This window comes from Alphaproteobacteria bacterium (assembly GCA_023898745.1).
Classification (GTDB): Bacteria; Pseudomonadota; Alphaproteobacteria.
In genome coordinates this window covers 529926-553181 of the sequence record CP060237.1, presented here as the reverse complement: position 1 = coordinate 553181, position 23256 = coordinate 529926, and the positions used below count along the sequence as shown (strand labels likewise).

The window sequence follows — 23256 nt, the reverse complement described above, 5'->3', positions numbered from 1 at the left end:
AGGAGCATTATTGTTTTTATTATACAATTCTGGTACCATTTAGCTGTGGAGAAATTTATGAAATTAGGGCTTTTTTGTCAAACTACTTGAAAGACGGTGATAATTACAGTTTAGCGACGATTAGTTTTATACCAAATCGTCCTATTATTCTGGTTGGGTCTATGGGATGCGGAAAAACAAGTATCGGGAGACGCCTTGCAAAACGATTAGGTTTGCCGTTTTATGATTCTGATCACGAACTTGAGGAATCAGCAGGCTGTCCAATTAAGGCAATTGAAGATGTCTATGGCGAAGAAGCCTTAATGCGCGGAGAATACAAGGTTATTAAACGTCTTTTAGAACAAGATGTTCACGTATTAGCAACTGGCGGAAGCTCTCTAAAAAATCCTGACACATTGAAGCTTGTTCAAGATGTTGGAATTACAGTTTGGCTCAAAGCGGACTTGGAAACACTTGTTTCAAGAGTTTCAAGACGCTCAGATCGCCCTTTAATCTCTAAAGGTAAAGAGCGCGAAGTTCTAGAAGATATTATCAAAAATTACTATCCAATTTATGAAAAAGCACACATTCATGTTGACACATTTGATGAACCAACAAACCTCACCGTTGATCGCGTCATCAAAAATGTAAGTGACTACGTACAAGAGCATTATCCTGATCAATGCGTTCTGAAAACTATCTAGTTTTAGGAATCGAAACTAGCTGTGATGAAACAGCGGCCTCTGTTGTCAGTATTCATAAAAAAACTGGCCAAACAAAAATTTTATCCAATATTGTGTATTCTCAAATTGAGGAGCATAAGCCATATGGTGGCGTTATCCCTGAATTTGCAGCACGCGCACATTTGGATATTTTGCCAAAGGTTGTTGAACAAGCTCTTGTGGTAGATAAAAGTGAATTAGATGCCGTGTGCGCAACTACTGGGCCCGGACTTATTGGTGGACTTCATGTAGGTGTATGCTTTGGAAAATCCTTTGCAAAAGCATTGAACATTCCTTTTATTCCTGTGAATCACTTAGAAGGTCACGCGCTGACAGCTTGCTTAACCAATGATGTTCAATTTCCCTTTTTACTCCTTCTGATTTCAGGTGGACATACACAAATCATCAATGTAAAAAATTTCAAAGACTATGAAGTATTGGGCTCATCAAAAGATGACAGCTGTGGAGAAATGTTTGACAAAACTGCAAAACTCATGGGATTACCCTATCCAGGTGGGCCTGAAATTGAAAAACTTGCACGTCAAGGCAACGAAAATGCATTTGATTTCCCAAAACCTTTTTATAAAAAACCACATTGTGATTTTTCTTTTTCTGGCCTAAAAACTGCAGTGAAATTAGCTTATAAAAAAACACAACATCCTCATGATATTGCTGCAAGCTTACAAAAAACAATTTTGGATGTGCTGGTAGACCGCTTAACACAAGCGCTTAAATTCGCGCCACATAAAACATTGGTTGTTGCAGGCGGTGTTGCTTCTAATCAGTATATTCGCGAGGGATTGCAAAAATTTTGTGACAATTTAAATATGGCATTTGAAGCCCCTCCTTCTAAATTATGCACTGATAATGCGGCAATGATTGCGTATGTAGGGGGAATGACACTATATCACCAAACGGAAATTCAGGAAATGAAGACAATGCCGAGAATTTCTTTGGGGGTTTCATCTTAAACTTCAAAACATCGTCATCACGAGGAGCGTAGCGACGCGGTGATCCATCTGGATTGCCACGCATTCTAACGAATGCTCGCAATGACGGTGAGTTGTCATCACGAGGAGCGCAGCGACGCGGTGATCCATGGAAGAGTTAGCCCGCCTACGCTCTTCGAGATGCGAAGATGGATGGATGACCACGCTTCGCTCGCCATGACGGTGTTAAAGTCTCAATCAGCCGTCAATTATTAACATTTCCTTAATTTTGGAAAGTTAAGGTATAATTAAGAAAAGAAGAAATGAATTCTCATCATTTATGAAATGGTTCTTTATTGTTATTTTTCTTACCTTAACGCAGTGTTGGGGCAATACACCCGCTGATTCTGGCGCAACAACTTATGTTGTTAAAGGAAAACGATATAAAACCCAAGCGCATTATAATTATGCAAAGGCTGGGCTAGCTTCATGGTATGGGCCAAAATTTCATATGAAAAAAACGGCATCTGGTGAAATTTACAATCAATATCACTACACCGCTGCCCACAGAACGCTGCCACTAAATACAATTGTGCGAGTTACAAATTTACACACCAAAAAATCTGTTCTTGTTCTCATATCAGACCGCGGCCCCTACCCTTCAACCAAACACAAAGGTTGCAGATATATGTATAAAAAACGTTTGATTGATTTATCTTATGCCGCAGCAAAAAAACTTGATGGCTTGAAGCAAGGTGTTTTTCCTGTGCAAGTTGTGAGTTTACCGGCTGAAAGTCGTAAGTTTGCACAAATGATTCAATTGCTTAAGAAAAAACAGAAGAAAAATTTTAGTGTATCGAGAGAATTTCATCGAATTTATACTTGAACGATTGCGTCATGACCACCGGAGTGTGCGGAGCGTAGGCGGACTAACCCTTCCATAAATCAGCTCATGATGACGGCAGACCATTATTGCAATTTATACCAAAAATAGTATAAATTTAATAAGATTATTTTTTACCTAATTATATATGCAAGCTTTTAAAAAGATCGCCTTATGTGCGTTTATTTTTTTTGGATTAACAGGACAAACACCTTCAACACATGACTTTCAAAACTTAACTGTTGTAGAGCATCCGTTGATTAAGCATAAGCTCACAATTATGCGCAATAAAAAAACAAAATCACGTGCATTTTCTAGGTTGCTTCATGAAATTTCTCTTTTGATGACTTATGAAGTGACGCGAAATTTACCTACAAAAGATCTTCTGGTTGAAACCCCTGTCGCTCAAGCTGTAGGATCCAAACTCTCTGGCAGAATTGTCATTGTGCCAATTTTACGAGCTGGTCTTGGAATGTCTAAAGGGTTGGAAGAAATTATGCCTCATGCAAAACGCGGACACATTGGACTTGCGCGCGATCCTATCACAAAACAACCAATAGAATATTTGTTTAAAATACCCAAAAATAAAGAGGGTCAGATTTATATTGTTGTTGATCCGATGTTAGCCACTGGTGGGTCGGCTGTATATGCTGTGAAAAAAATGATTGATTCTGGTATTGCGCCAACTCAAATTATCTTTATGTCACTTGTTGCAGCCCCTGAAGGCGTTGAAAAATTTCAAGAGCAACTTCCAACAGTTCCTATATTTACAGCTGCTTTAGATGAAAAACTTAATGAAAAAGCCTATATTGTTCCTGGACTTGGCGATGCGGGCGATCGCGTGTTTGGAACAGAATAATTATAGTTAAGGTCTTGTTAATTTTTAAAACCTTACTTTACTAAGAGAAAAGTATAAGGTGCCTGAACTGCTTCTATTCCTCTCGCTAATTCATCCATCTCAACAACCTAAACTCACTTCATATAAAAACGTTAAAGAGTTTTTGTCAGTCGCCCAAACACCAAAAGACTTTTTTAGATTGGGCATATTAGTAAAATTACGACAGGTTAATATAGGCGGCGTTGAGACCGAGCAACAAAAACTTGAACTTGAAGCAGAGTGTTATAGAGCATCTGGCACACGACCAGCTTTATGTAATTTTGGCTTGTTAATTGCAGAAGGAAAAATAAAGACAGACCTGCGCCGTCACCCAATCACCAGTATATTTGATCGCTTTTATGCTGCAGCAATATGTTCTATTCGCTCTAGAACACTCTGTTCGATTTATAATTTAATGCTTATACTGCATATCAATCAATTCAACATTTTGCTGATAGATTCCCAACTCGCACTATGCGGGATCCTGGGAACATCTATTGATCCTGAAGCGTTGCTAGACTTAGAAATACGAAAAACTAACTATATGCTGTTAGATCGAATAATTCAAGGTGAACTTATATACAACAATTTGCCTGCCTCCTGAAAAACGCTTAACATAAAAAATAAAAGCTTATTTTAACTTGTTGTGAAAAACACAAAAAACTGGTTTTTGAGATCTGGATATCTGCAGGGTGCCTTCTGGGCCATCATGATTAACGTTGTTGCGTCAGCCAACGATGTGATCATGAAATACACAGGTGGACGACATCACTTTATCGAGGTATCGTTCTTCCGTTATCTATTTAGTACATTGGTCATCTTACCTTACATGTTCAAAAATACAACTTTATTTAAAACACAACATTTTGGTCGACATGCGTTACGTGCATTTATTGGTTCCACCGCCCTTACGGCTTGCTGTTTTTCTGTGAATATTATGCCGCTATATGAAAATACTGTGATTATGTTTTCACAGCCAATTTTCTTTCTCCTCCTAGCGCACTTTCTATTGGATGAACGCGTTGATTTTAAACGATGGCTGTGCACACTGTTTGCATTTCTTGGATTGGCGATTGTATTTTATCCAGGTGCACATTCATTTAACTGGGCAGCGCTTGTGCCAACAGTTGCAGCATTTTTATTTGCATACTCCGATATCATAAATAAAAAAATGGTTATGCATGAACATACTTTTACGTTGTTATTTTATTTTGGTGTAGGTGCCACATTGTTTTCTCTTGTTCCCCTACCCTGGGTTTGGAAAATGCCGACATTTGAAGAAATGTTCTTTTTTGCACTTTTGGGAGTGGGCGCAAATTTAATTCAAGTGTGTATATTTAGAGCATTTACTGCAACAGACGCATCAGGACTGGCACCATTTCGCTATGTTGAATTAATTACAGGCGGGCTTTTTGGTTATATATTCTTCCAACAAATTCCTGAGATGCATGTGCTTTATGGCGCGATTATTATCATGTTAAGCACTTTTGCTTTAACACTTTATGAGAAGCGTTTTGAACAAATTAATGCTTGACTTATTTGAATCTATAAACTGAAAATTAACTATAAAGCTAAAAACTAGATTTAATATGTTTATTTTTTTATATGCCACAGACATTCATCAAGAAGCTGCGCGTTATTTAACAAGCTCTACAACAATCTCAGCAGAACAATATGAAAAAGATAAGCAAAAATCTTTAACACTTTATGAAGCTTTTAAAAAAGGCCACAAAGAAAGTTTTGATACGCTCATAGCAGAAGAAACTCAACCATGCTTACCTGAATTTCAATCACCAGAATCATGGAAGGCTTTTCAAGAAGCTCTAGCACAACAGGATAACTTAAAATTTTTTGAAACACTTCATGAGATTTCAAATTTTAATAACTCAAGAGAAGTACTAGAATTTGGATTAAGAGCGTACCTATATCAAACACAAGAAAACCTTACATCTCTTGTAGACATACAGAAAAAAGCTCAAGAGCTTCAAATCCAAATAAAAAAACAACTCCAAGATACGTTGTTTTATCAACAATGGATCTCTGCGTATACATTCCAACAAATTATAACCCCTTTAGGGCTTTTTATTATAGCGAGCATTTTAGGTTTTTCTTCGATCTTTGAGTCATCACACCAAATGGGACTGATGATTGCATCTTCTGTTTTTACCGGTATTGCTGTTATTTAGGGTGGATTTTTTGGATATAAAATAATTTCTTTAGAAGAGACTAACCGTTGGGCGCGCATTAGAAATGAGAAAAGCATTGATAAGACAGTCGATTTCTTAAGTCTTTTGTTTACCCTTATAGAACGCAAGGATCAAAATGACCTTTTGTATTGGGCAACATACTATTATGCAAATGGCCGAATTGTGAGGTGGGTACCGGATGGTCAGCGTTGGTGGCCCTTGAAAGAATGGAAATCTTCTATTGAGGAATGGGTGCTTACCCTTATTCGAGAACAACCAATACAACCATAGGAAGGAGAAATTGTATGATGTTTAATATTCTTTTTGCCACAGAACCACTCCATACAAGTACGGGAGAGTATAATATTGTCACCCCTGAAGAAGTTGCAATCATAAGATTTTGTCATAATAATTTGCCAATCTCTCAAACCAAAATTGGAGAGAAAATTCAAGAAAAAAGACAAAGAGAAAACCTATATGGGTCTAATCGCGATTATCGATGCCCTCAAACTACAGTCTCTAAAACAGTCAATAGACCTTTAAAAAATGCTGAAGAAGTTGCAGCGCATCAAGAGTTTAGTCAAAAAATTTCCCGTCATATATGGGATGCGCAAGAATTAGGACAGCCATTTAAAATCACGCAAGACGTACTAATAAAGGAGGGATTTTCTTTATTTTTAGATGGTCGATTAATGTTTTATGCTGCAGAAAACGCACTACAACATTTTGCACTTTCTCAAAGAGAAAGTTTAGCACCTTATGGAAAAATTGAAGCGTGCCTTAATGCTTTATTGTTTGGGAAAAAATATGATTACCATTTTCACAGAACAATATATCCGATTGATTTACAAAAAATATTTATTTTTTTAGGATTAGCGCTAGAAAATCAAGAAGCGTATTTTCAGCTTCATAAAACAATGTTAGAAATTTTGGTTGAAAGAAACAACAAAGGTTGTAAAAAAAGCAATAAGACATTAATACGTTATTTAACTGCAGAGCCTGGAATCACCCGCGGATACAACAATGGAATTATCATAGGACATCTTAAGGTTTGGGGCGAGCGGTGCTTTGAGGTCTCTGAAGAATTCACAACAGATTTATTAGAAGAATTGAGTGCAGCGGAAGATAAAGAAAATCTTTTTTGCCACTATTTTTCAACGAATTATGGTAAAAAAATAGATTTACAAACACTCAGGTCGTTCAATCCAAAACCCACACCTTCTATGTGGGAAAGTTTTTTGAATTGCTTTCACACACCTTCTGGACAATAAACTACGTTAAGTAAATTTACTTTGACACTTTATGAGGACGTTGGAAGCAGAATCCCAATCAGTCCTAACAGACAAACAATAACAGGGTATATAAATACACCCTTTTCATTTCCTGTAAATTTCTCTAATCCAAGGCTTATTAAAGGAACTGAACTTGAAAATGCTAAAGATGCAAAGGAGTAAGCTGTTGATGTACCTAAACAGCGATTTGCTCTTGTAAAAAATGTATTGATAAGAGGTGCGCCCATCAGCTCAAGAGCAAAAATAATAATACTGATAATAACAAGAATACTTAGGTTTAGAGGGTTATAAACGTAGACAGATAACAAGCTGAGTAAAACTACATAAAGAGCTATCATGATGCGTTTTTCATGCTTAACGCGATCTATAATCCACCCTATCAAAGGTGTTACAACCATGCTCATGAGAAGCAATGCTGTGCTTATTTTGCACTTCCATATGAATGCGCAATTTTTTTGTAGCAAATAAGCGCACATAAATACAAAGAAAAATTTGTATAACCCGCTTAAACTGCCTGAAATAAGAAATGCCTTTAAAACCGCTCTTTTATTTGGCTTAGCGCTGACTTTGCATTCTTTAGGGATAAAAGTTTCTTTGGTGTTTAAACTATAAAAAAACAACAGGATTGCTCCACAAGATTGCAACAAAAACGGAACCCGCCAATACAAGAAATCTGACGATAATGAGGCAAGAAAAATTCCAATCGAATACGACAAACAAAAAATACTGTTGGAAAAATTTTTATACTTTGTCGCGCTCTCGTAAACATAAACCATACCTACAGAACTGCCCATAAAAATGCCTTGAATCAACCGAAACATGATAAGTAGAATTGATGACGTGATGCCTATAGTTTCATAAGATGGCAATATTCCAATGCAAAACGTTGAAAATGCCACACCACATAAGGCAATATTCAGCGTTGTTTTGCGACCATAATAGCGATCTGCAATATAGCCAAGAATTATACCGCCCAAAGGCTTTATAAAGTAACCTAATGCATAAACCAAAAATATTTTTACATATAAACTTTGATCATTTTGGAAAAAGTGAACTCCAAGCTCATGCGCAAAAAACATATAAAGCGCATGATCATAATATCGCAAAATCGCATTGCCATAAGCGCTAAAAAAATTTCTCATACCTTTGAGCATAGGGTTATTTTGTTAGGCGCTTTGATTTAGTTTAAGTCAGAGTTTTGGTTAAAAATCAAGAAGCATGCATTGATCTCCGTCATGGCGAGCGCAGCGTGGCCATCCATTATGGATCACCACGTCGCTGCGCTCCTCGTGATGACGCTCCTTACGTAATACTTACACAATCTTAGAAAAATCACCCAATACTTCAATACTTTGCTTTAATGCAAACAACAAATTTTGTCTTGATTGCACAATATGAGGGGCGCCTTCATTCACTGTAATTTCATTAAAAAATTTTGTTAAATGAGGGGCAATGCTTTTTAAATCTGAAAATGTGAGTGCCTTTGATAATTTCGCATTAAGAAATATCTCAGACTCGTGAAGAGGCAAAATCTCTCCTGTCGTTTTGTTTACATTTACCAAACCAAGCAAACGTTTAAACCCTTTTAAAAACTCTTCACCCTCTTTGGTATGCACAAACTCTTTAATATCTTGAGATGCTTTGCGCAATTGGTGTAATGGATACTTTGATATTGCCACCTGAACATATGCAGCATCTTCTTGATAATAAATCTTGAAACGAGAATAAATAAACTGCTCTACAATTTGAGCTGTATCTGAGGGCAATGTTTTATATTGTTTCAACACCTTTGAAATTAAAACTTCCAATGGCTCAAAATCAGGGAATTTTTCGTAAATACGAATGATGGTTAACGCATGGCGACGCAATCCATAAGGGTCTTTCGAACCTGAAATCTTCACACCTGATCCGATTAAGCCAACCAAACTATCTAAACGATCCACTAAAGCAACTTTCGCGCCAAGCTCTGTTTGGGGCTGTAAGCGCAAATGATCTTCTATTGCCTCACATATAACATCTTTTTCTTTTTGCGCTTTTGCATAAATACTTCCCATAATACCATGCAGTTCAGGAAATTCACTCACCATTTGTGTCATCAAATCTTTTTTGCACAAACGCAAAACTTTTCCTTCTTCCGACCCTCTTAAAATATTACTCATACGACTAATTTTATCTTTGATAGTTCCAATACCTTTGTAAAAAACAATCCTTGATAAATCATGATCTTTTAATGGAACTTTTAGATCTTCGAGATAAAAGAAACGCGCATCACTTAAACGCGCTCTTAGTACGCGCTCATAACCTTTAATCACGCTATTTTCTAACACATTACATACAGCCGCAAAGTGTGGCGCATCTTCAAAGAAAAAGTACTTTTGATGCACTTTCATAACAGTTCTCAACACAGCCTTTGGCAATTTCATAAACTCATCAGAAATTGCACCTTTTTTTACAACAGGAAATTCTGCCAAACCTGCATTTTCAATAAGCAAATCTTTATCTGGAACTGCGCCTTGCAAATTATCTTCAATGATCTTTTGTCTTTCTAAATCATTCAAAATAACTTTATTTTCTTTTAAAAGCTTTACATATTCTGCAAAGGTTTTTGGTTGAATTTTTTGAGGAGATAAAAAACGATGCCCTGTTGTGTGATCTGTCGTTTTTAACCCAACAATATCCACGTCAAAAATAAGTGGCTTTTGATCCAACACAACCATGATAGATCTTATAGGTCTCACCCATTTAATTTTAGCTTGCGGCCAACGCATTGTTTTAGGCCAGTGAAATGTTGTTAAAACTGTGTGTATAGCCTGTGAAATAACTTCATCTGCTTTTTTTGAAGGCGTGGTTTGTGATACATAAAAATAATTATCTTGTTGTGTAAGTTGGTCTTTTGTCACACCGTGACTTTTGCAAAATTTTTCTACAATATCTTCAGGAAGTGTAATTTTAGGCCCACGAACCATTTCAACTTTTTCTTTGGTTTGCGCAGCAAGTCCTGTTATATGTGCAACTAAACGTTGAGGCGTCACAAAAGTTTCAATTGACTCATGCTCAATATCAATCAAAAACTTTTCAAGAAAATTTTTAAGCTGCTCTTTTGCCTCTGGCTGCATCTTAGCAGGAATCTCTTCGGAGTAAATTTCAAAAAAGCAGTCCACTATATGATTTGTACTTGAATGTATGTCAAATTATAGCGAATTTGTGTGAAGCGAGTAAACGGTAATCGTCGTCACGAGGAGAGCTGAGCTGCGTGGTGATCCATAATAAATAGCCACGCTTCGCTCGCCATGACGCGCAAGAAACTTGCACAATACCTTAAATTCAGCAACAATAATGACTGATAAACAACGAAGGAGAAAATTATGATTTACGATGCACACTTATTCGAGCAAAACCTCACAGAAATCACTGAGAAATTAGACATCATTTGGAGGTGTCTTTGACAAAGAGAAGTCAAAAGCGCGTCTACAAGAACTTGAAGAAATTGTTGCACAACCTAATCTTTGGGATGACCAGGAAAAGGCGCGAACCCTTTTAAAAGAACGTGAAACTTTAGGTGACACGTTATCAGAAGTTGAAGCTATTGAGATTTCTGTTGAAGAATTAAAAGATTTGTTAAAAATAGCCGTTGATGAAAATGATGAAGAAATCATTGGTATGGTCTTTATGCAACTAGAAGCCTTAAAAGAAGAAATTGATAAGCTCCATGTAAAATCACTTCTAAAGGAGCCAGAAGATCAAAATAGCGCCTTTGTCGAAATTAATTCAGGCGCAGGTGGAACCGAAGCGCAAGACTGGGCTTCTATGCTATTGCGTATGTACACACGCTTTGCTAATAAACGAGGGTATCAAGTTGAGTATCTCGCAGAAAGTGCTGGTGAAGAAGCGGGCATTAAATCTGCCACAATTAAAATCATTGGAGAAAAAGCATATGGTTGGCTCAAAACAGAAGCTGGGGTGCATCGTCTCGTCCGCATTTCTCCTTTTGATGCAAATGCTAAGCGTCACACAAGTTTTGCATCTGTTTGGGTTTATCCAGAAATTGATGACTCTATTGATATTCAAATCGAAGAAAAGGATTTACGTATTGATACTTATAGATCATCTGGTGCGGGTGGACAACACGTCAATACAACAGATAGTGCTGTGCGTGTAACGCATATTCCAACAGGCATTGTGGCACAGTGTCAAAACGGACGCTCACAACATAAAAACAAAGAATTTGCCATGAAGATGCTAAAATCACGCTTATATGAATACGAGCTACGAAAGAAAAAAGAAGCTGTTAATGAAAAAGCCTCTGTAAAAAAAGAAATTGGCTGGGGGAGTCAAATTCGTTCTTATGTGTTACATCCATATCAGTTGGTAAAAGATTTGCGCACGGGCGTTGAAAAAACAAATCCAAGTGCCGTTTTGGATGGTGAGATTGATGACTTTTTGGAAGCTGCGTTAGTCAAAGAGAATGAGTAAGAAGTCGTCATGGCGAATCCGCCATAGGCGGATGTGACCATCCATGGATCACCACGTCGCTGCGCTCCTCGTGATGACGCTGCTGCATCACTTCAAACGGACTTCATGCAACAAACCAAACGGCTTAATAAACGGCATAGATGCTTTCGCAGCAAAATGATCTGGCTTTAAACTACTGGAATATAGATTTTCATCCAAAATACCTGAAGACTTTAAGACTTCTGCCACAATTTCACAGCAATACATATGTTCCAAATTTGGTTTTTTTCGCGGAAAAAAATAATCTTTCAGAAACTTCCAAAAACTGTTTTCAAAAGGTGTATCATAAAACTTTACAAGAGCTTTTTGGAATTTGGTTTTTTGCACACGTGTAAGCACGGGAGAAAGTTGCCGCACCACAATGCGCTCAGGTCTATCTCCTAGCCTTTTAGACAAAGGATTGAAACGAATTCCTTGACCAAACCGAGTTTCTAGAATGAATTTTTTCTCATGTATATACTCTTTGGGTAATTTTATTTCAGAAGGAATATCACTCCGATCCACGATCATACCAACATGATAAAAAGGATGTGCATAAATATAGATCAAAACACTCCACAGCATTTCTTGAACAAAATGCGTAAAAAAATCACTTGTTGAAGTGTATTTATCTTTTAGCGCAAACCTATGATCGCCAAACAAAATAACATCACCTGTTTTGAGTTGATTGAATGATAGTTGCGCAAAAAGAAAAAACACGTTTATTTAATAAGGTTTTTTGTATTTAACAGTGAAAAAAGTTTCAAAAAACTAAAGACCAGAAAAAAACTGAGCGTGTTTTTCTACATCCTCATCAGAAACCTTTTTAAACAGGGGTTCAGGCTTTTGGATATTCCAGTTTTCGATGGTTAACTCTTGATCAAAATCAAATTCTAAAGGTAGTCCTAACATTTCCATAATGCGATTAGATGTATCTGGGATAATAGGCTTAGATAAAATGGCATATTGATAAATCATATACAAAGCCTGACTCAGTACCGCTTCTCCTTTTTGAGGATCAGACTTCATAAGTGCCCATGGTTCATTTTTTGCAATAAATTCATTGCCAAAATTCCAGAGTTTACGCAAAGTTTGCATAGCCTGACGGAATTGTAAATTCTTTAAAGCCGACTTATAATCTTGCGCCAGCAGCCTGAACGTAGCAAAGGATCCTTCGGAGCCTGTCTCAGGCAGATCCTTCGGCTGCGCCTCAGGATGACGAGATGTAAGATCAGGATGACGGTGAACTGGAATACGCCCATCAAAATATTTATGAACAAGAGTTCCTACCCGATTAATCAAATTCCCCAATACATCCGCTAAGTCCTTATTTACAATCTCTGCAAAATGCGCAAAAGAAAAGTTTGCATCATCAGTTTCTGGAATATTTGCTAACAAATAATAGCGCCAATAATCAGATGGATACAGCGCTAAGGCTTGATCCAAAAATACACCTCGTTTACCGCTGGTTGAAAACTTCCCACCGTCATAATTGAGCCAACCAAACGACTTGAGTTGATCCACCAAATGCCAGTTTTGATTTGCGCCCATTAATACCCCTGGCCAGAAAACTGCATGAAATGGCACGTTATCCTTGGCCATAAATTGTGTGTAGGTGACGTTACCATCCTTCCACCACATCTCAACATCATCTGTCATAGCAATATAAGCATTTGGCGCATCAAACCAAACATAAAATACTTTATCTTCATGTCCTGGAATAGGAATGCCCCATTTGAGATCACGAGAAATACAACGGTTACGCAGACCTTCTTTAAGCCATTTTTTGGCAATACCCTTGGTCATCGCATTCCATTGAGGACGATCCTCAACAAACTTCTCAACCTTATCTTGCATTTCTTCCAACTTAACAAAAAAGTGCTTAGAAGATCTGAGTTCTAAATCTTTATCTAGACTGATCGAAGAATATGGATGGATCAAATCTGTTGGATCTAATAAAGAGCCACACCCGTCGCATTGATCTCCTCTCGCCTTTTGAAAACCACACTTTGGACATTCACCCATCACATAACGATCAGGCAAAAAACGACCATCTTTTTTACTGTAATATTGCTGAATATCTTTTTCTTCGATCAAACCATTTTTTTGCAACGCGAGAAAAATCTCTCGTGTTAAGATGTGATTCTTTTCATCTGAGGAACGTCCAAACGTATCAAAACTGAGTTGAAACTTTTCATATATAGATTTTTGCGTTTCATACATATCCTTACAATATGTTTCGATATCTTTTCCTGCTTCATCTGCAGCAATTTCTGCAGGTGTCCCGTGCTCATCTGTTCCGCACACAAATAACACTTCTTCACCTGATTGCCTTAAAAATCTTGCATAGACATCCGCTGGCAACATAGAACCAATAAGATTACCAAGATGCTTAATTCCATTAATGTAGGGAAGTGCGCTTGTGATTAAGTAGCGCTTTTTGAGTGTCACTGAATTTTTTCTTTCAATTTGTCTGCATGCTTACTTTTCTTAAGATAGATCTCTGAAAAGTCTACTGGACGCAATACAATTGGCCCAAATCCAGATTGATTTGCTAAGCTTGCCACCAAGTTACGCGTTTCAAAGAACAGGTAATAAGGAATTTCAATGTAGGCAATTGGTTCTAACTGCTCTTCTGTTGGCTCTTGATCAAACTGCACAATGCCAGCATATTTCGCTTCTGCGATAAACAATGGATTATCTCCTACCTTCATTGTCGCTGTTAAGCTCAACACCACTTCGTATGTATTCTCCGGGACATTTGGCATGCTGTCGAACTTGCTGTAATCTACGTCTGCATTCACTTCTACAATTGGCTCTTTTTTTGGGTCAAGTACTTTTTTTGCGGCTAGATTTTCAAAAGAAAGGTCTTTTATATACTGCCCAATAACGTTGAAATGTGGTTGTTTTGGTTGCTCCATGGCTTATCCTGTTTTGCTGTAACTAGGGTATTTTAGCACAGTTGAAAGCCGAACGTCACCTAACGTAGGCTCACCATCATCCTGAAGCTCAGCCGAAGGACCTTCTCGAATTTATCTCAGAAAGATCCTTCGCTCACTACGTTCGCTCAAGATGACGCTCGCATCACTTAGGAGAGAGTTCAAATTCTTTATAATCTAACTTATTTGTCTTGGTAAGTGCGATGATAATTGCGTTAAAAATTTTAAACAAACGCTCATTTCTGTCAATTTTTGGATAATCAACATCTTTTTCATTTTCAATTGTAAAATATGTCTCTATTTTTTTGCGCAACTCTTTGTCTGTAGGCGCCCAATATCCAGGAAATACTAGTTTAGATAAAAACTGCCCTTGTGTTAAAATTTTTTCTTGAAATACAAATGTCCTCCAAAACATCCTACCGCCTTTTCGCAAGAATCCGTTCATAACTTTCAAAAACACATCTGGGCTTTTCACATAGAAAAATGGATCATACACAATAATTCGATCAAACGGCTCATATTCGACACCATGTTGGAATACTGTTACATGGGATAAATGACTTAAATGTTTATTGTTTTTACCTAAAAGCAAGATTCTCTCTTCAGGATGATCATCAAGTGAATGTTTTAAATCCAACTCATAATCTGATAAAGGTTTTTTTGGTTGAAACTTCACCCTAGAACTTTGTGCCCAAAATAAAACACCTTCCACAACACCAATATCAACTTTTTGAAAAGCTTTTTCATTTTGAAACACAAACTCACATAGATTCTCTAAACTGTCTGTATCCCACATATTTTCTGCATAAGCTTCAAAAAAACCTGAGTCATGCTGCAGGGCAACAGCATCTAAGGCTTTCCATTCATTCACAGAAAGAGTTACATTTACACCTTCCTTTTTTCCTTTAAATGCAAACTCCTCTTTTTCTGGTGTAACAACTTTGACGGAGCCATATTCTACTGGCGCGAAAATTTTCTTGAGCATCTCTTTTTTGATCATATGCAAATATTTTAGCTAACCTTTATAGTATTATTATATTCATAAAAATATTTATTTTTAAATACTTGAATTATATATAAAAATATATTCGCGCCATCCTGAGCGAGGCGAAGGATATTCTCACAGCAAAACTCATGAAGATCCTTCAATCTAAAGATCCCAGGATGACAGCGTATCATGCGTCCCCTTGCTTTATCCAACCAAAATCGACTAATATAACTCACGTGCGCCCGTAGCTCAATTGGATAGAGCGTCAGACTACGGATCTGAAGGTTAGGAGTTCGAATCTTCTCGGGCGCGCCACGTTTATTTATACAAAAGGTTGGTATGTTCGTAAAGATAGATAAATCTGTGAAGGTGGTATATGAACCTTTCGCCCTGCAAGAGAATTCCTGGGGCTACAATCTAACAATCGAAAATATTGGAAAATCGCGCCTTATGATGAAGTCAAATTATTGGCAAATCCCTAACTTAGATGGTGAGTTCGAGCGCATTGATGAAGATAATGTAAAAGATGTTGAACTATGTCCTGGAGATACATGCGAAATTATCGGCCACCCTCCTCTATTCGAAAAAGATGTCATGGTAATTGGAACCTATACATTAAAAGATGAGAATGGCGAAGAATTCGACTTGCACGTGCCATTTTTTAACCCGTATTTACCGGTTTCAAAAACGTTTCATTAGTATAAACTACCGCTTCCACATTTCTGAACGTAACAAAGAAACTTCTTTGAGCGTGTGTTTTCAGAAGATCCTGCGCCTATTGACTCAGGATGTGAAATATAAATTATTCAACGGCCTGCGCCCAACCCTTTAATTTTTGTTGTGTTGGAAACAATCCGATATGACGATCCTTGATCTTTCCATCTTCAAAGATAATGATTGTTGGAATGCTTGTAATATCATATTCTTTTGCCACTTCAGGACAATCTTCAATATTTAATTTTACAAATTTAAAATCTGGCATTTCTTTTGCTGCTTCTTCTAGAATTGGCAACATAACTTTACATGGCCCACACCATTGCGCCCAAAAATCTACAATAACAGGCTTACTCGCATGTAAAACTTCCTTTTCAAAATCCCCTTTTGATTTAATATCTATAATAGCCATTTCACCTCCAAAAAAATTACCTCTTTTGTTTATTCTGACATAATTTGATACAAAAAATATACCTTTTCTTAAGAAACGAAGGGCAACACTAAAAATAAAGACGTGTTATGCCGTCCATAAAGTACCGCAACAAAGAATATTCATGCGATTACCTTGATTGGTATAAAAAATCTTTGGATAAAAAACTCACACGCCCAAATTGTGTCATTCATCATGATAATGTTTTTAAATCTTCAATTAACAATTTTGAAGAGTGTGGCCCTGTTATTGGTATGAACCTATCTACGTCCGCCTTTGGAAATTACTCTAAAACCATGCAAATGCAGTTAGATGCATCTATTCAACTGGATAAAGTAATGATTATCCTGCCTATGAATTTATACTACCCTCTTTTGATGTTTTGGCATACCTCAAGAACGATTTTGCAAGAAGCGGATATTTTTATGTTAACGCCAGGCAAGGATGGAAAACTTGTAGAAAAAACACATTTTCGTTTTTTTCATAGCCATATTGATCATATTAGTTTGGAAAATTCAAAAGAAATTATACTACTGTTAAGTCCAAAATCTATTGTGATTACAAACATCCTTTATGATGAAATGAATACAAAAATTGGAAAAAGCAGTTATGAGCTGTTCTTTGATACAGCGAACTTTGCTTGGGCTTCAGGCGCGCCGTCATCCTGAATGAGCGTAGCGAGTAAAGGATCTTCCTGAGATAAACTAAAGAAGATCCTTCGTCTTCGGCTCAGGATGACGCACTTAATTCTCTTCGCATAAATCCTCAGAAATATACCCTCTCAAAGATTCACTCATCCTGATAAAACTGCCTAACATTTTATCCACGCAATTTTGATATCTCGCTTCAGGCATATCTTTTGTAACAAGGGTGTATTTAGGAAAAATAAAGGCTTCATGCGCCAACATTGTATTTGCTAAAAAATTCAAGGGCGCCATATAGCTGTGACCAAAACAACAAGTGCCTATGAAAGAAATAACCTTATGGTATAAGGATTTTCCTGATAAGATATCTTTGTATGGCTTGCTGAGGAGGTCCATGAGGTTTTTGCATGTTGCAGATACATCAAAATTATAGATTGGTGAAATAATAATAACACCCAATGCTTTCTCTAACTTTTTCTGCAATGTTAAAAGTTTGGGATTCTCAAACGCCTTCCCATCAAACCCATCACACAAACCAAATTCACATTCACTAACGTTAATGAGCTCAAACTGTTCATATTTTTCCTCAATATATCTCCCAATCTTATCACCAAAACTGTTTTGACTTAAACTGCAAGATAAGATGATGTATGTCATAAATATAGAATAATAAATTTTATTAGCTATATTATATCACAGAAAGTCGAAAAAGTCACGAATTATTTTTAGAAACACGGAAGCTCGCCATCACGAGGAGCTGAGCTGCGTGGTGATCGATTATGGATTGCCGCGCGTTCTAATGAACGTTCGCAATGAAGACTCCCCCCCATGACTGAGTTATTCCTCAAACACCCAATCATATATGCGTTTTACAAGGATCTCGTGCCTCATATTGAGAGATTCAATATATTTTTCGTCATTGACCCATTCATAATCTTCGAACACTTCAAATAATTGACTCTTAGCAAGTCGACCTCTTGGCTTATCATAAACTTCCACAAAATAAGCAGCATGAATCTTCTTGCCCGTATGATGTTTGGTTTTTTCATAACACTCTAATCCAAAATGTCGAATAGTGATTTTCATATAAATATCACCTTGCGCACTCAGATTTCTATAGGTTGCAAACCCCGCATCCTGCAAATTTTGTGCGATTGTTTTCTCAATCATAATCGGTAAGCTTTCATGCCATTGGGCACCCGCAATACTTTTCATCACACGCGTATTCATTTTTATGTATGGTCGATCCGTTGGAATATCGCTCACCACATGCACAGTTACACGTTCATTCCTCACTTTGACAGGCAGAACGTGCTCAGATTGTATAACAAATTCTTTTATGGAATCTGATGGCTCATTAATAAGCGTACAGCCCGTAGTGAAAATAAGTAACATACTCGTCATCCCTAGGAGCGAAGTAATGAAGGATCTCTTTGAAACAGTCTCAGAAAGATCCTTCACCTCCGGCTCAGGATGACGATTCATCATGTTTTTCATATAAAAACATTTTAAATCGCCTACTTTAGTGTACAAGATTTGGTGGATTTACACAAAAACACCATCTTTCATTTGAATCACACGATCCATACGCTTTGCAATTTCGAGATTATGCGTCACTATAACAACCGTCATTTTGTAGCGTTTTACCAATGTGAGAAACAGATCCATCGCGGCATCAGCATTTGCTGTATCAAGATTACCCGTTGGCTCATCTGCCAATAAAATGTTTGGAAAGTTTGCTGCAGCACGCAAAATAGACACGCGCTGTTTTTCACCGCCTGATAGCGTGTGCGGCATGCGATCTAATAGACTTGATAATCCAAGCTTCTCAACCAAGTCTAATATATCTTTTTCATGATCTTTTTGCGCAATACGCAAAGGTAGTAGGATATTTTCCCTAACCGTTAACTCTTCAATCAAATGATGTTGCTGGTATACAAATCCAATATTGCGGAGTCTTAGATCTGTTTTTTCTGTATCCTTCATGCAAGCAACAGATTTGCCTAAAATCATCAATTCGCCTGAGGTCAAAGAATCCAACAGTCCCAAAATTTGTAATAAAGTTGTTTTCCCAGCCCCGCTTTCGCCTATAAAAGCTATTTTTTCACCAGAATAAATCTTGAGATTGATATCACGCAAAATCTCTACACCATCGATGATTTTGTATAAATTTTTTGCTTCAAGACTAACCGTTTGCTTCTTTTTCCCACTTTTCATCTTTTTGAACCCAACATATTGCGCTTTTATCCTTTTGTTTGGCTTGTTCATATAATGCCCGATCATCAAAAACTTTCACAACCCTGCTGTATTCTCCGGGCACATCAAGCTGATTAAACATCAAAACAACGTCTGCTTTATTGATATTTGCCGCATTCTGCTTTGCTAAAACAATAGGCGTCATCTCAGCCAACTGACTATCTTCTTTAACATGCGGCACAAAAGCGCTTTGTTTAAAGATCCATAAAACACGATCTAATTCGTTTGCAAACTCTTCATCTTGATATAACACCATCACACGATGATTTTTTTCATAAAGTTTATATAAAAATTTCACAGCAAAATCTAACGCGTCATCGACTTTGTAAATTGTTGTTTCCACGGAACCTCTTACACTCCGTCATTCTGAGGAAAGAAGTGACGAAGGATCTTCCTGAGTTTTGCTATGAGAAGATCCTTCGCCTTGGGCTCAGGATGACGTCATTCTTCTATGAAACTATAGCAAAATTTGATACATTAACCTAGAAATGAAATGCTTCAAAAAGGCATATGAAATTATTTAAAGGCATTGCCTTTGTATTCGGTGTATACTTTTTATTCCATCTTATTAGTGGGCAGTATGGCTTGATGTCTTGGCATCACCTCAAACGAGAGATTGCCTATAACGAAGTAAGATTGAAAAAATCAACAGAACAAAAGAACGAATTAAAACATATGGTTACACTTTTAGAGCCAGGTAATGTAGATGGAGATCTTTTGTCTGAACGCGCAAGAGTAGTTTTGGGTTATGCGAAGAAAGATGAGAAGGTTATCATTCTGAGATAGCAAATACTTGCCATGACGCACTGATGCGTATTAACCAAAAATTAATACTGCTCCCCCTTTTATTCTTCAAAGTTATTCATAACACACACAATGTCTGAATCAGAAGTAAAGATTGATTTCCATGGCAAGGATGTCACAGCCAAATACCTTGACTGGTATCAAAAAGCCAAAGTGGAAGGGTTTCATGGTGTGCCTGGATGGGTTATACAAATGGATGATGTATTTCATTCAGAATTAAAAGGAGATTTGGAGAACTTCGGACCTGTTTATGCCTTTACACAAAGCGTATCCTCCTTGAGCAAAGGCTCTGTAGGCGCGCATGAAGATGAGTCTGCAATTAAGTTTAGCAAAGCGCTTATTGTTGTGCCTGCAAACAAAGCTTATACCAGAATCCTGGATAAAGAATCTAAGCGCACACGAATAGAACACGTTACAATTCGTAAGCTTAAGAGTGTCGGAGATGATATCTCTGTGCAAAAAGAATTTTCTTACTACAATGCGTACATTGATCATACTGAGATCATTGGCGGAAAAGAAATTGCCATTGTGTTTCGTTTTAACAAATTACGTGTGACAGAGAATGTATTTGATGCGACTGGGGCAAAATCTGGCCTTGTGTCATATGAAGTTGAGGTACATTCAGGTAAAGTCTCTGCATAATGCAGTAAATAAAAATTGTCATTTTCGTTCAAACTTATCACAAACTGTAATTTTTATTTGCTGATCTTTTTTTGTTTTAAACAAAAACTTTCCCCACGGAGTATCATTTATCAAGGTATTCTTTTGAGTCGCTATTTCATGCCCATTAATCAGACACTCCTCAAAAGCACCTCTTAAGATCCACAATCCAAAAGACTCCTGGGGAGCAAACTTTTTTATAAAATTTTCAAAAAATTGCAAACATGTCCAATTGGAATGCACAACCCACTCATGAGTACCTGTATGTATACTTACCCTAACCTCGTTCTGTGAAAAATCTGAAGCACCTAATACAAAAACTGAAAACATCTTTATTAAATCACGAAACTTGAACCTCATTTTATAGAAATCTTAAATTTATAAGCAAGTTATTTTTTCATCTTAAAAATCTTATACTAAACATGAATAATTGATATATATAAAAATGAAAGCCACTTGGATTAACGCATCTGCTGGGACTGGAAAAACGACAGCCTTAAAAAATCAGTGCTTAGAGTTACTGAATAAAGGTGTGAAACCACAGAATATTTTATGTATTACGTTTACAAATAATGCAGCAAGGGAAATGCAGGAGCGCATCCAAAGCGCAACGTCATCACGAGGAGCTTCGCTCCGTGGTGATCTAATGGATGACTACGCTTCGCTCGCCATGACGCCCTCAACCGATCTACAAATTAAAACCATTCATAGCGTGGCACAAAACATCGTCCAATCCATTAAAAACATAGAAATCCCTCGGATTTTTGATGATTATGATCAAGAAATAATCCTTAGAAAAGCTGTTTCAAAATATTTTCAAGAAAATCCAGCTGCAGCTAAAGAATTGAGTAATCAATATTCTTATTACCATTTTCTTAGTCTCATTAAAAAAGTTTTGTATAAAACACGCACCCCTGTCGCAACATTTCTTTATAAAGAGCAAACTGCACCAGAGCCTGTGGAACATCCAGATCTCTACCTTACAACCAAAGGCACTGTGCGCAAAAAGCTTGCGCCTGCGCTTGCAGCCCAGGCTGAACAAGTTTATCAGCAAGTTCAAAACATCAAAACGCATGAGTGGATGGAGAAAAACTATAAGCTTTTATATCATATAAATCATATTATGAAGCATTATCTTGAACTCAAAAATGGATATGATTTTAATGATCTTATTCTAGAAGCAACGGAATTACTCAATGATCCTGCAAATCTTTATCAAGCTACGAAAAATTTTCATCATGTACTACTAGATGAAGCACAAGACACCAGTTTTCATCAGTGGATCTTCTTCAAAAAACTTATTGAAAATGCACAAAGCGTTTTTGTTGTAGGTGATGAAAAGCAGAGCATTTATAGCTTTCAAGATGCTTCGCCTCAGTATTATCAGGATTTCAAGGACTATCTGAGATCTATTAGTGACTTTGAAGAAAAAACACTTACAAACAATTATCGATCACTAAAAACCATTACAGATTTAGCCAAAGAAAAGTGTCCAAATTTGAATATTCCACCGCAAGAAAATCATAGAAAGGGAGAAGGTCATTACGAGGTTGTGTCAGATTTGGGGCACATCCGCGCCATCCTGAGTCACACGCAAAAAGATCCTTCGGCTGCGCTTCAGGATAACGGAGATAAGAACGCCCAGGATGATGCGAGATATATACAGCCGCAGGATATCCTATTATTATTCCGCAAACGCGATCAAACATTTGAAAATGCCCTTGAATTCCTAAAGGAAAATAACATTCCTGTAAATGTCGACAAAAAACACCCCCTTCAAGATGAACCGCTCATAAAAGAACTTATGCATTTAATTAATCTGCAAATTTATCATCCAAACGATCCGTACAGTTTATTTTTCTATGAACGCTCTACGCTAAAGCAAAAAGGTGTTCCTATGCAGTTTAACGATGTTGCAGAAATGGTTGCTGCGCTTATGAATGTTGTGCCAGAGCCTATGTTTATAGCACTTATAGATGTGTTGGCCAATTTACAAGCACCAACCTTTTACCTTTTGAGAGAATATCTTGAAAATCATGCTATTTACTATGAGTCTGACAAAGAAACCAACGCCGTTTCCCTTATGACAATTCATAGCGCTAAAGGTCTCCAGTTTCCAATCGTCTATCTATTTGATAGCAATGACCGAGAACCATATGAGCCATTTATGTATGATATTGCAACAAACTCTCTTTATACTACCCCACCATCTGATCTTTATCATGAGTCTATTACACAAATCAGAGAGCAAAAAAAACTGCTCAAGCAACAAGAAAATGAACGTTTGTTGTATGTGGCTATTACAAGGGCTAAAGATCGATTTTATTTTGTTTCGAATGAGTAACCAGCCTCGTCATGGCGAATCCGCCGCAGGCGGGTGTGGCCATCCACAATGGATCACCACGTCGCTCCGCTCCTCGTGATGACGCTCAACGCCAGGCATTATAAAAAAATACAATTTT

General features: G+C 37.2%; 25 protein-coding genes, 1 tRNA gene and 1 pseudogene. 15 read left to right on the top strand and 12 right to left on the bottom strand.

Annotated elements, in window-relative coordinates:
• Positions 1-161 precede the first annotated feature (161 nt).
• The 8 genes from H6850_02750 to H6850_02715 all read left to right on the top strand — a co-directional run bounded on the left by H6850_02750 (position 162) and on the right by H6850_02715 (position 6847).
• Complete coding sequence (locus tag H6850_02750) at positions 162-683, top strand: shikimate kinase (protein USO02816.1); 522 nt, start codon at positions 162-164, stop codon at positions 681-683.
• Positions 662-1672, top strand: a complete 1011-nt coding sequence (gene tsaD, locus H6850_02745; GenBank protein ID USO02010.1) for a tRNA (adenosine(37)-N6)-threonylcarbamoyltransferase complex transferase subunit TsaD — start codon at positions 662-664, stop codon at positions 1670-1672. The genes H6850_02750 and tsaD overlap by 22 nt, the downstream gene beginning before the upstream one ends.
• 298 nt (positions 1673-1970) lie before the next feature.
• On the top strand, positions 1971-2516 hold the full coding sequence (locus H6850_02740; GenBank protein USO02009.1) for a septal ring lytic transglycosylase RlpA family protein: 546 nt from the start codon (positions 1971-1973) through the stop codon (positions 2514-2516).
• Positions 2517-2661: 145 nt separating this feature from the next.
• Positions 2662-3372, top strand: a complete 711-nt coding sequence (upp, locus tag H6850_02735; protein USO02008.1) for a uracil phosphoribosyltransferase — start codon at positions 2662-2664, stop codon at positions 3370-3372.
• Between the two features lie 58 nt (positions 3373-3430).
• The gene (locus tag H6850_02730) at positions 3431-3994 is read left to right on the top strand and encodes a hypothetical protein (protein ID USO02007.1); all 564 of its coding nucleotides are present in this window, start codon (positions 3431-3433) and stop codon (positions 3992-3994) included.
• 42 nt (positions 3995-4036) lie between these two features.
• The gene (locus H6850_02725; protein ID USO02006.1) at positions 4037-4924 is read left to right on the top strand and encodes a DMT family transporter; all 888 of its coding nucleotides are present in this window, start codon (positions 4037-4039) and stop codon (positions 4922-4924) included.
• A 55-nt stretch (positions 4925-4979) separates the two neighbouring features.
• Positions 4980-5576: a hypothetical protein gene (locus H6850_02720; GenBank protein ID USO02005.1), complete on the top strand. Its 597-nt coding sequence runs from the start codon at positions 4980-4982 to the stop codon at positions 5574-5576.
• Positions 5577-5881: 305 nt separating this feature from the next.
• Positions 5882-6847 carry a hypothetical protein gene (locus H6850_02715; protein ID USO02004.1) on the top strand — a complete coding sequence of 322 codons (966 nt, stop codon included), beginning with the start codon at positions 5882-5884 and terminating at the stop codon, positions 6845-6847.
• Positions 6848-6876: 29 nt separating this feature from the next.
• Here the strand turns inward: H6850_02715 and H6850_02710 are convergent, their stop codons facing one another.
• Positions 6877-8022: an MFS transporter gene (locus tag H6850_02710; GenBank protein ID USO02003.1), complete on the bottom strand. Its 1146-nt coding sequence runs from the start codon at positions 8020-8022 to the stop codon at positions 6877-6879.
• 159 nt (positions 8023-8181) lie between these two features.
• Complete coding sequence (gene glyS, locus H6850_02705; GenBank protein USO02002.1) at positions 8182-10029, bottom strand: glycine--tRNA ligase subunit beta; 1848 nt, start codon at positions 10027-10029, stop codon at positions 8182-8184.
• A gap of 304 nt (positions 10030-10333) precedes the next feature.
• Between glyS and prfB the strand changes: the two are divergent.
• Positions 10334-11341 (top strand): annotated as a pseudogene (gene prfB, locus H6850_02700) (peptide chain release factor 2).
• Between the two features lie 87 nt (positions 11342-11428).
• On the opposite strand, the gene H6850_02695 reads toward prfB, so the two are convergent.
• The 4 genes from H6850_02695 to H6850_02680 form a co-directional block, all read right to left on the bottom strand.
• Positions 11429-12079: a hypothetical protein gene (locus tag H6850_02695; GenBank protein USO02001.1), complete on the bottom strand. Its 651-nt coding sequence runs from the start codon at positions 12077-12079 to the stop codon at positions 11429-11431.
• Positions 12080-12130: 51 nt separating this feature from the next.
• Positions 12131-13810 (bottom strand): methionine--tRNA ligase, encoded by a 1680-nt coding sequence (metG, locus tag H6850_02690; protein ID USO02000.1) that lies wholly within the window; start codon positions 13808-13810, stop codon positions 12131-12133.
• Complete coding sequence (locus tag H6850_02685; GenBank protein ID USO01999.1) at positions 13807-14280, bottom strand: protein-export chaperone SecB; 474 nt, start codon at positions 14278-14280, stop codon at positions 13807-13809. The genes metG and H6850_02685 overlap by 4 nt, the downstream gene beginning before the upstream one ends.
• Positions 14281-14443: 163 nt before the next feature.
• The gene (locus H6850_02680; protein USO01998.1) at positions 14444-15298 is read right to left on the bottom strand and encodes a hypothetical protein; all 855 of its coding nucleotides are present in this window, start codon (positions 15296-15298) and stop codon (positions 14444-14446) included.
• Positions 15299-15524: 226 nt separating this feature from the next.
• Between H6850_02680 and H6850_02675 the strand changes: the two genes are divergently transcribed.
• Positions 15525-15601: transfer RNA gene (locus H6850_02675), tRNA-Arg, on the top strand.
• A 24-nt stretch (positions 15602-15625) separates the two neighbouring features.
• On the top strand, positions 15626-15985 hold the full coding sequence (locus tag H6850_02670; protein USO01997.1) for a hypothetical protein: 360 nt from the start codon (positions 15626-15628) through the stop codon (positions 15983-15985).
• Between the two features lie 103 nt (positions 15986-16088).
• On the opposite strand, the gene trxA is transcribed toward H6850_02670, so the two are convergent.
• On the bottom strand, positions 16089-16412 hold the full coding sequence (gene trxA, locus H6850_02665; GenBank protein USO01996.1) for a thioredoxin: 324 nt from the start codon (positions 16410-16412) through the stop codon (positions 16089-16091).
• 107 nt (positions 16413-16519) lie between these two features.
• Here trxA and H6850_02660 point away from each other — a divergent pair, with 107 nt between their 5' ends.
• Positions 16520-17098 carry a hypothetical protein gene (locus H6850_02660; GenBank protein USO01995.1) on the top strand — a complete coding sequence of 193 codons (579 nt, stop codon included), beginning with the start codon at positions 16520-16522 and terminating at the stop codon, positions 17096-17098.
• Between the two features lie 75 nt (positions 17099-17173).
• On the opposite strand, the gene H6850_02655 is transcribed toward H6850_02660, so the two are convergent.
• The 4 genes from H6850_02655 to H6850_02640 form a co-directional block, all read right to left on the bottom strand.
• Positions 17174-17731 (bottom strand): NAD(P)H-dependent oxidoreductase, encoded by a 558-nt coding sequence (locus H6850_02655; GenBank protein ID USO01994.1) that lies wholly within the window; start codon positions 17729-17731, stop codon positions 17174-17176.
• A gap of 180 nt (positions 17732-17911) precedes the next feature.
• On the bottom strand, positions 17912-18469 hold the full coding sequence (locus H6850_02650) for a hypothetical protein (protein USO01993.1): 558 nt from the start codon (positions 18467-18469) through the stop codon (positions 17912-17914).
• A 150-nt stretch (positions 18470-18619) separates the two neighbouring features.
• Entirely contained in the window at positions 18620-19291 is a 672-nt protein-coding gene (locus tag H6850_02645) for an ABC transporter ATP-binding protein (GenBank protein ID USO01992.1), read from the bottom strand.
• Positions 19260-19673 (bottom strand): DNA polymerase III subunit chi, encoded by a 414-nt coding sequence (locus tag H6850_02640; GenBank protein USO01991.1) that lies wholly within the window; start codon positions 19671-19673, stop codon positions 19260-19262. Before H6850_02640 ends, H6850_02645 begins: the two co-directional genes overlap by 32 nt.
• Positions 19674-19840: 167 nt before the next feature.
• Here H6850_02640 and H6850_02635 point away from each other — a divergent pair, with 167 nt between their 5' ends.
• Together H6850_02635 and H6850_02630 are read left to right on the top strand one after the other, a co-directional pair.
• Complete coding sequence (locus H6850_02635) at positions 19841-20116, top strand: septum formation initiator family protein (GenBank protein ID USO01990.1); 276 nt, start codon at positions 19841-19843, stop codon at positions 20114-20116.
• Positions 20117-20206: 90 nt separating this feature from the next.
• Positions 20207-20776, top strand: coding sequence for a hypothetical protein (locus H6850_02630; GenBank protein ID USO01989.1), 570 nt, complete (start codon positions 20207-20209; stop codon positions 20774-20776).
• Positions 20777-20794: 18 nt separating this feature from the next.
• Here the strand turns inward: H6850_02630 and H6850_02625 are convergent, their stop codons facing one another.
• Positions 20795-21124 carry a hypothetical protein gene (locus H6850_02625; protein ID USO01988.1) on the bottom strand — a complete coding sequence of 110 codons (330 nt, stop codon included), beginning with the start codon at positions 21122-21124 and terminating at the stop codon, positions 20795-20797.
• Between the two features lie 115 nt (positions 21125-21239).
• On the opposite strand from H6850_02625, the gene H6850_02620 reads away from it, so the two are divergent.
• Positions 21240-23138: a UvrD-helicase domain-containing protein gene (locus H6850_02620; GenBank protein USO01987.1), complete on the top strand. Its 1899-nt coding sequence runs from the start codon at positions 21240-21242 to the stop codon at positions 23136-23138.
• Positions 23139-23256: the final 118 nt, after the last annotated feature.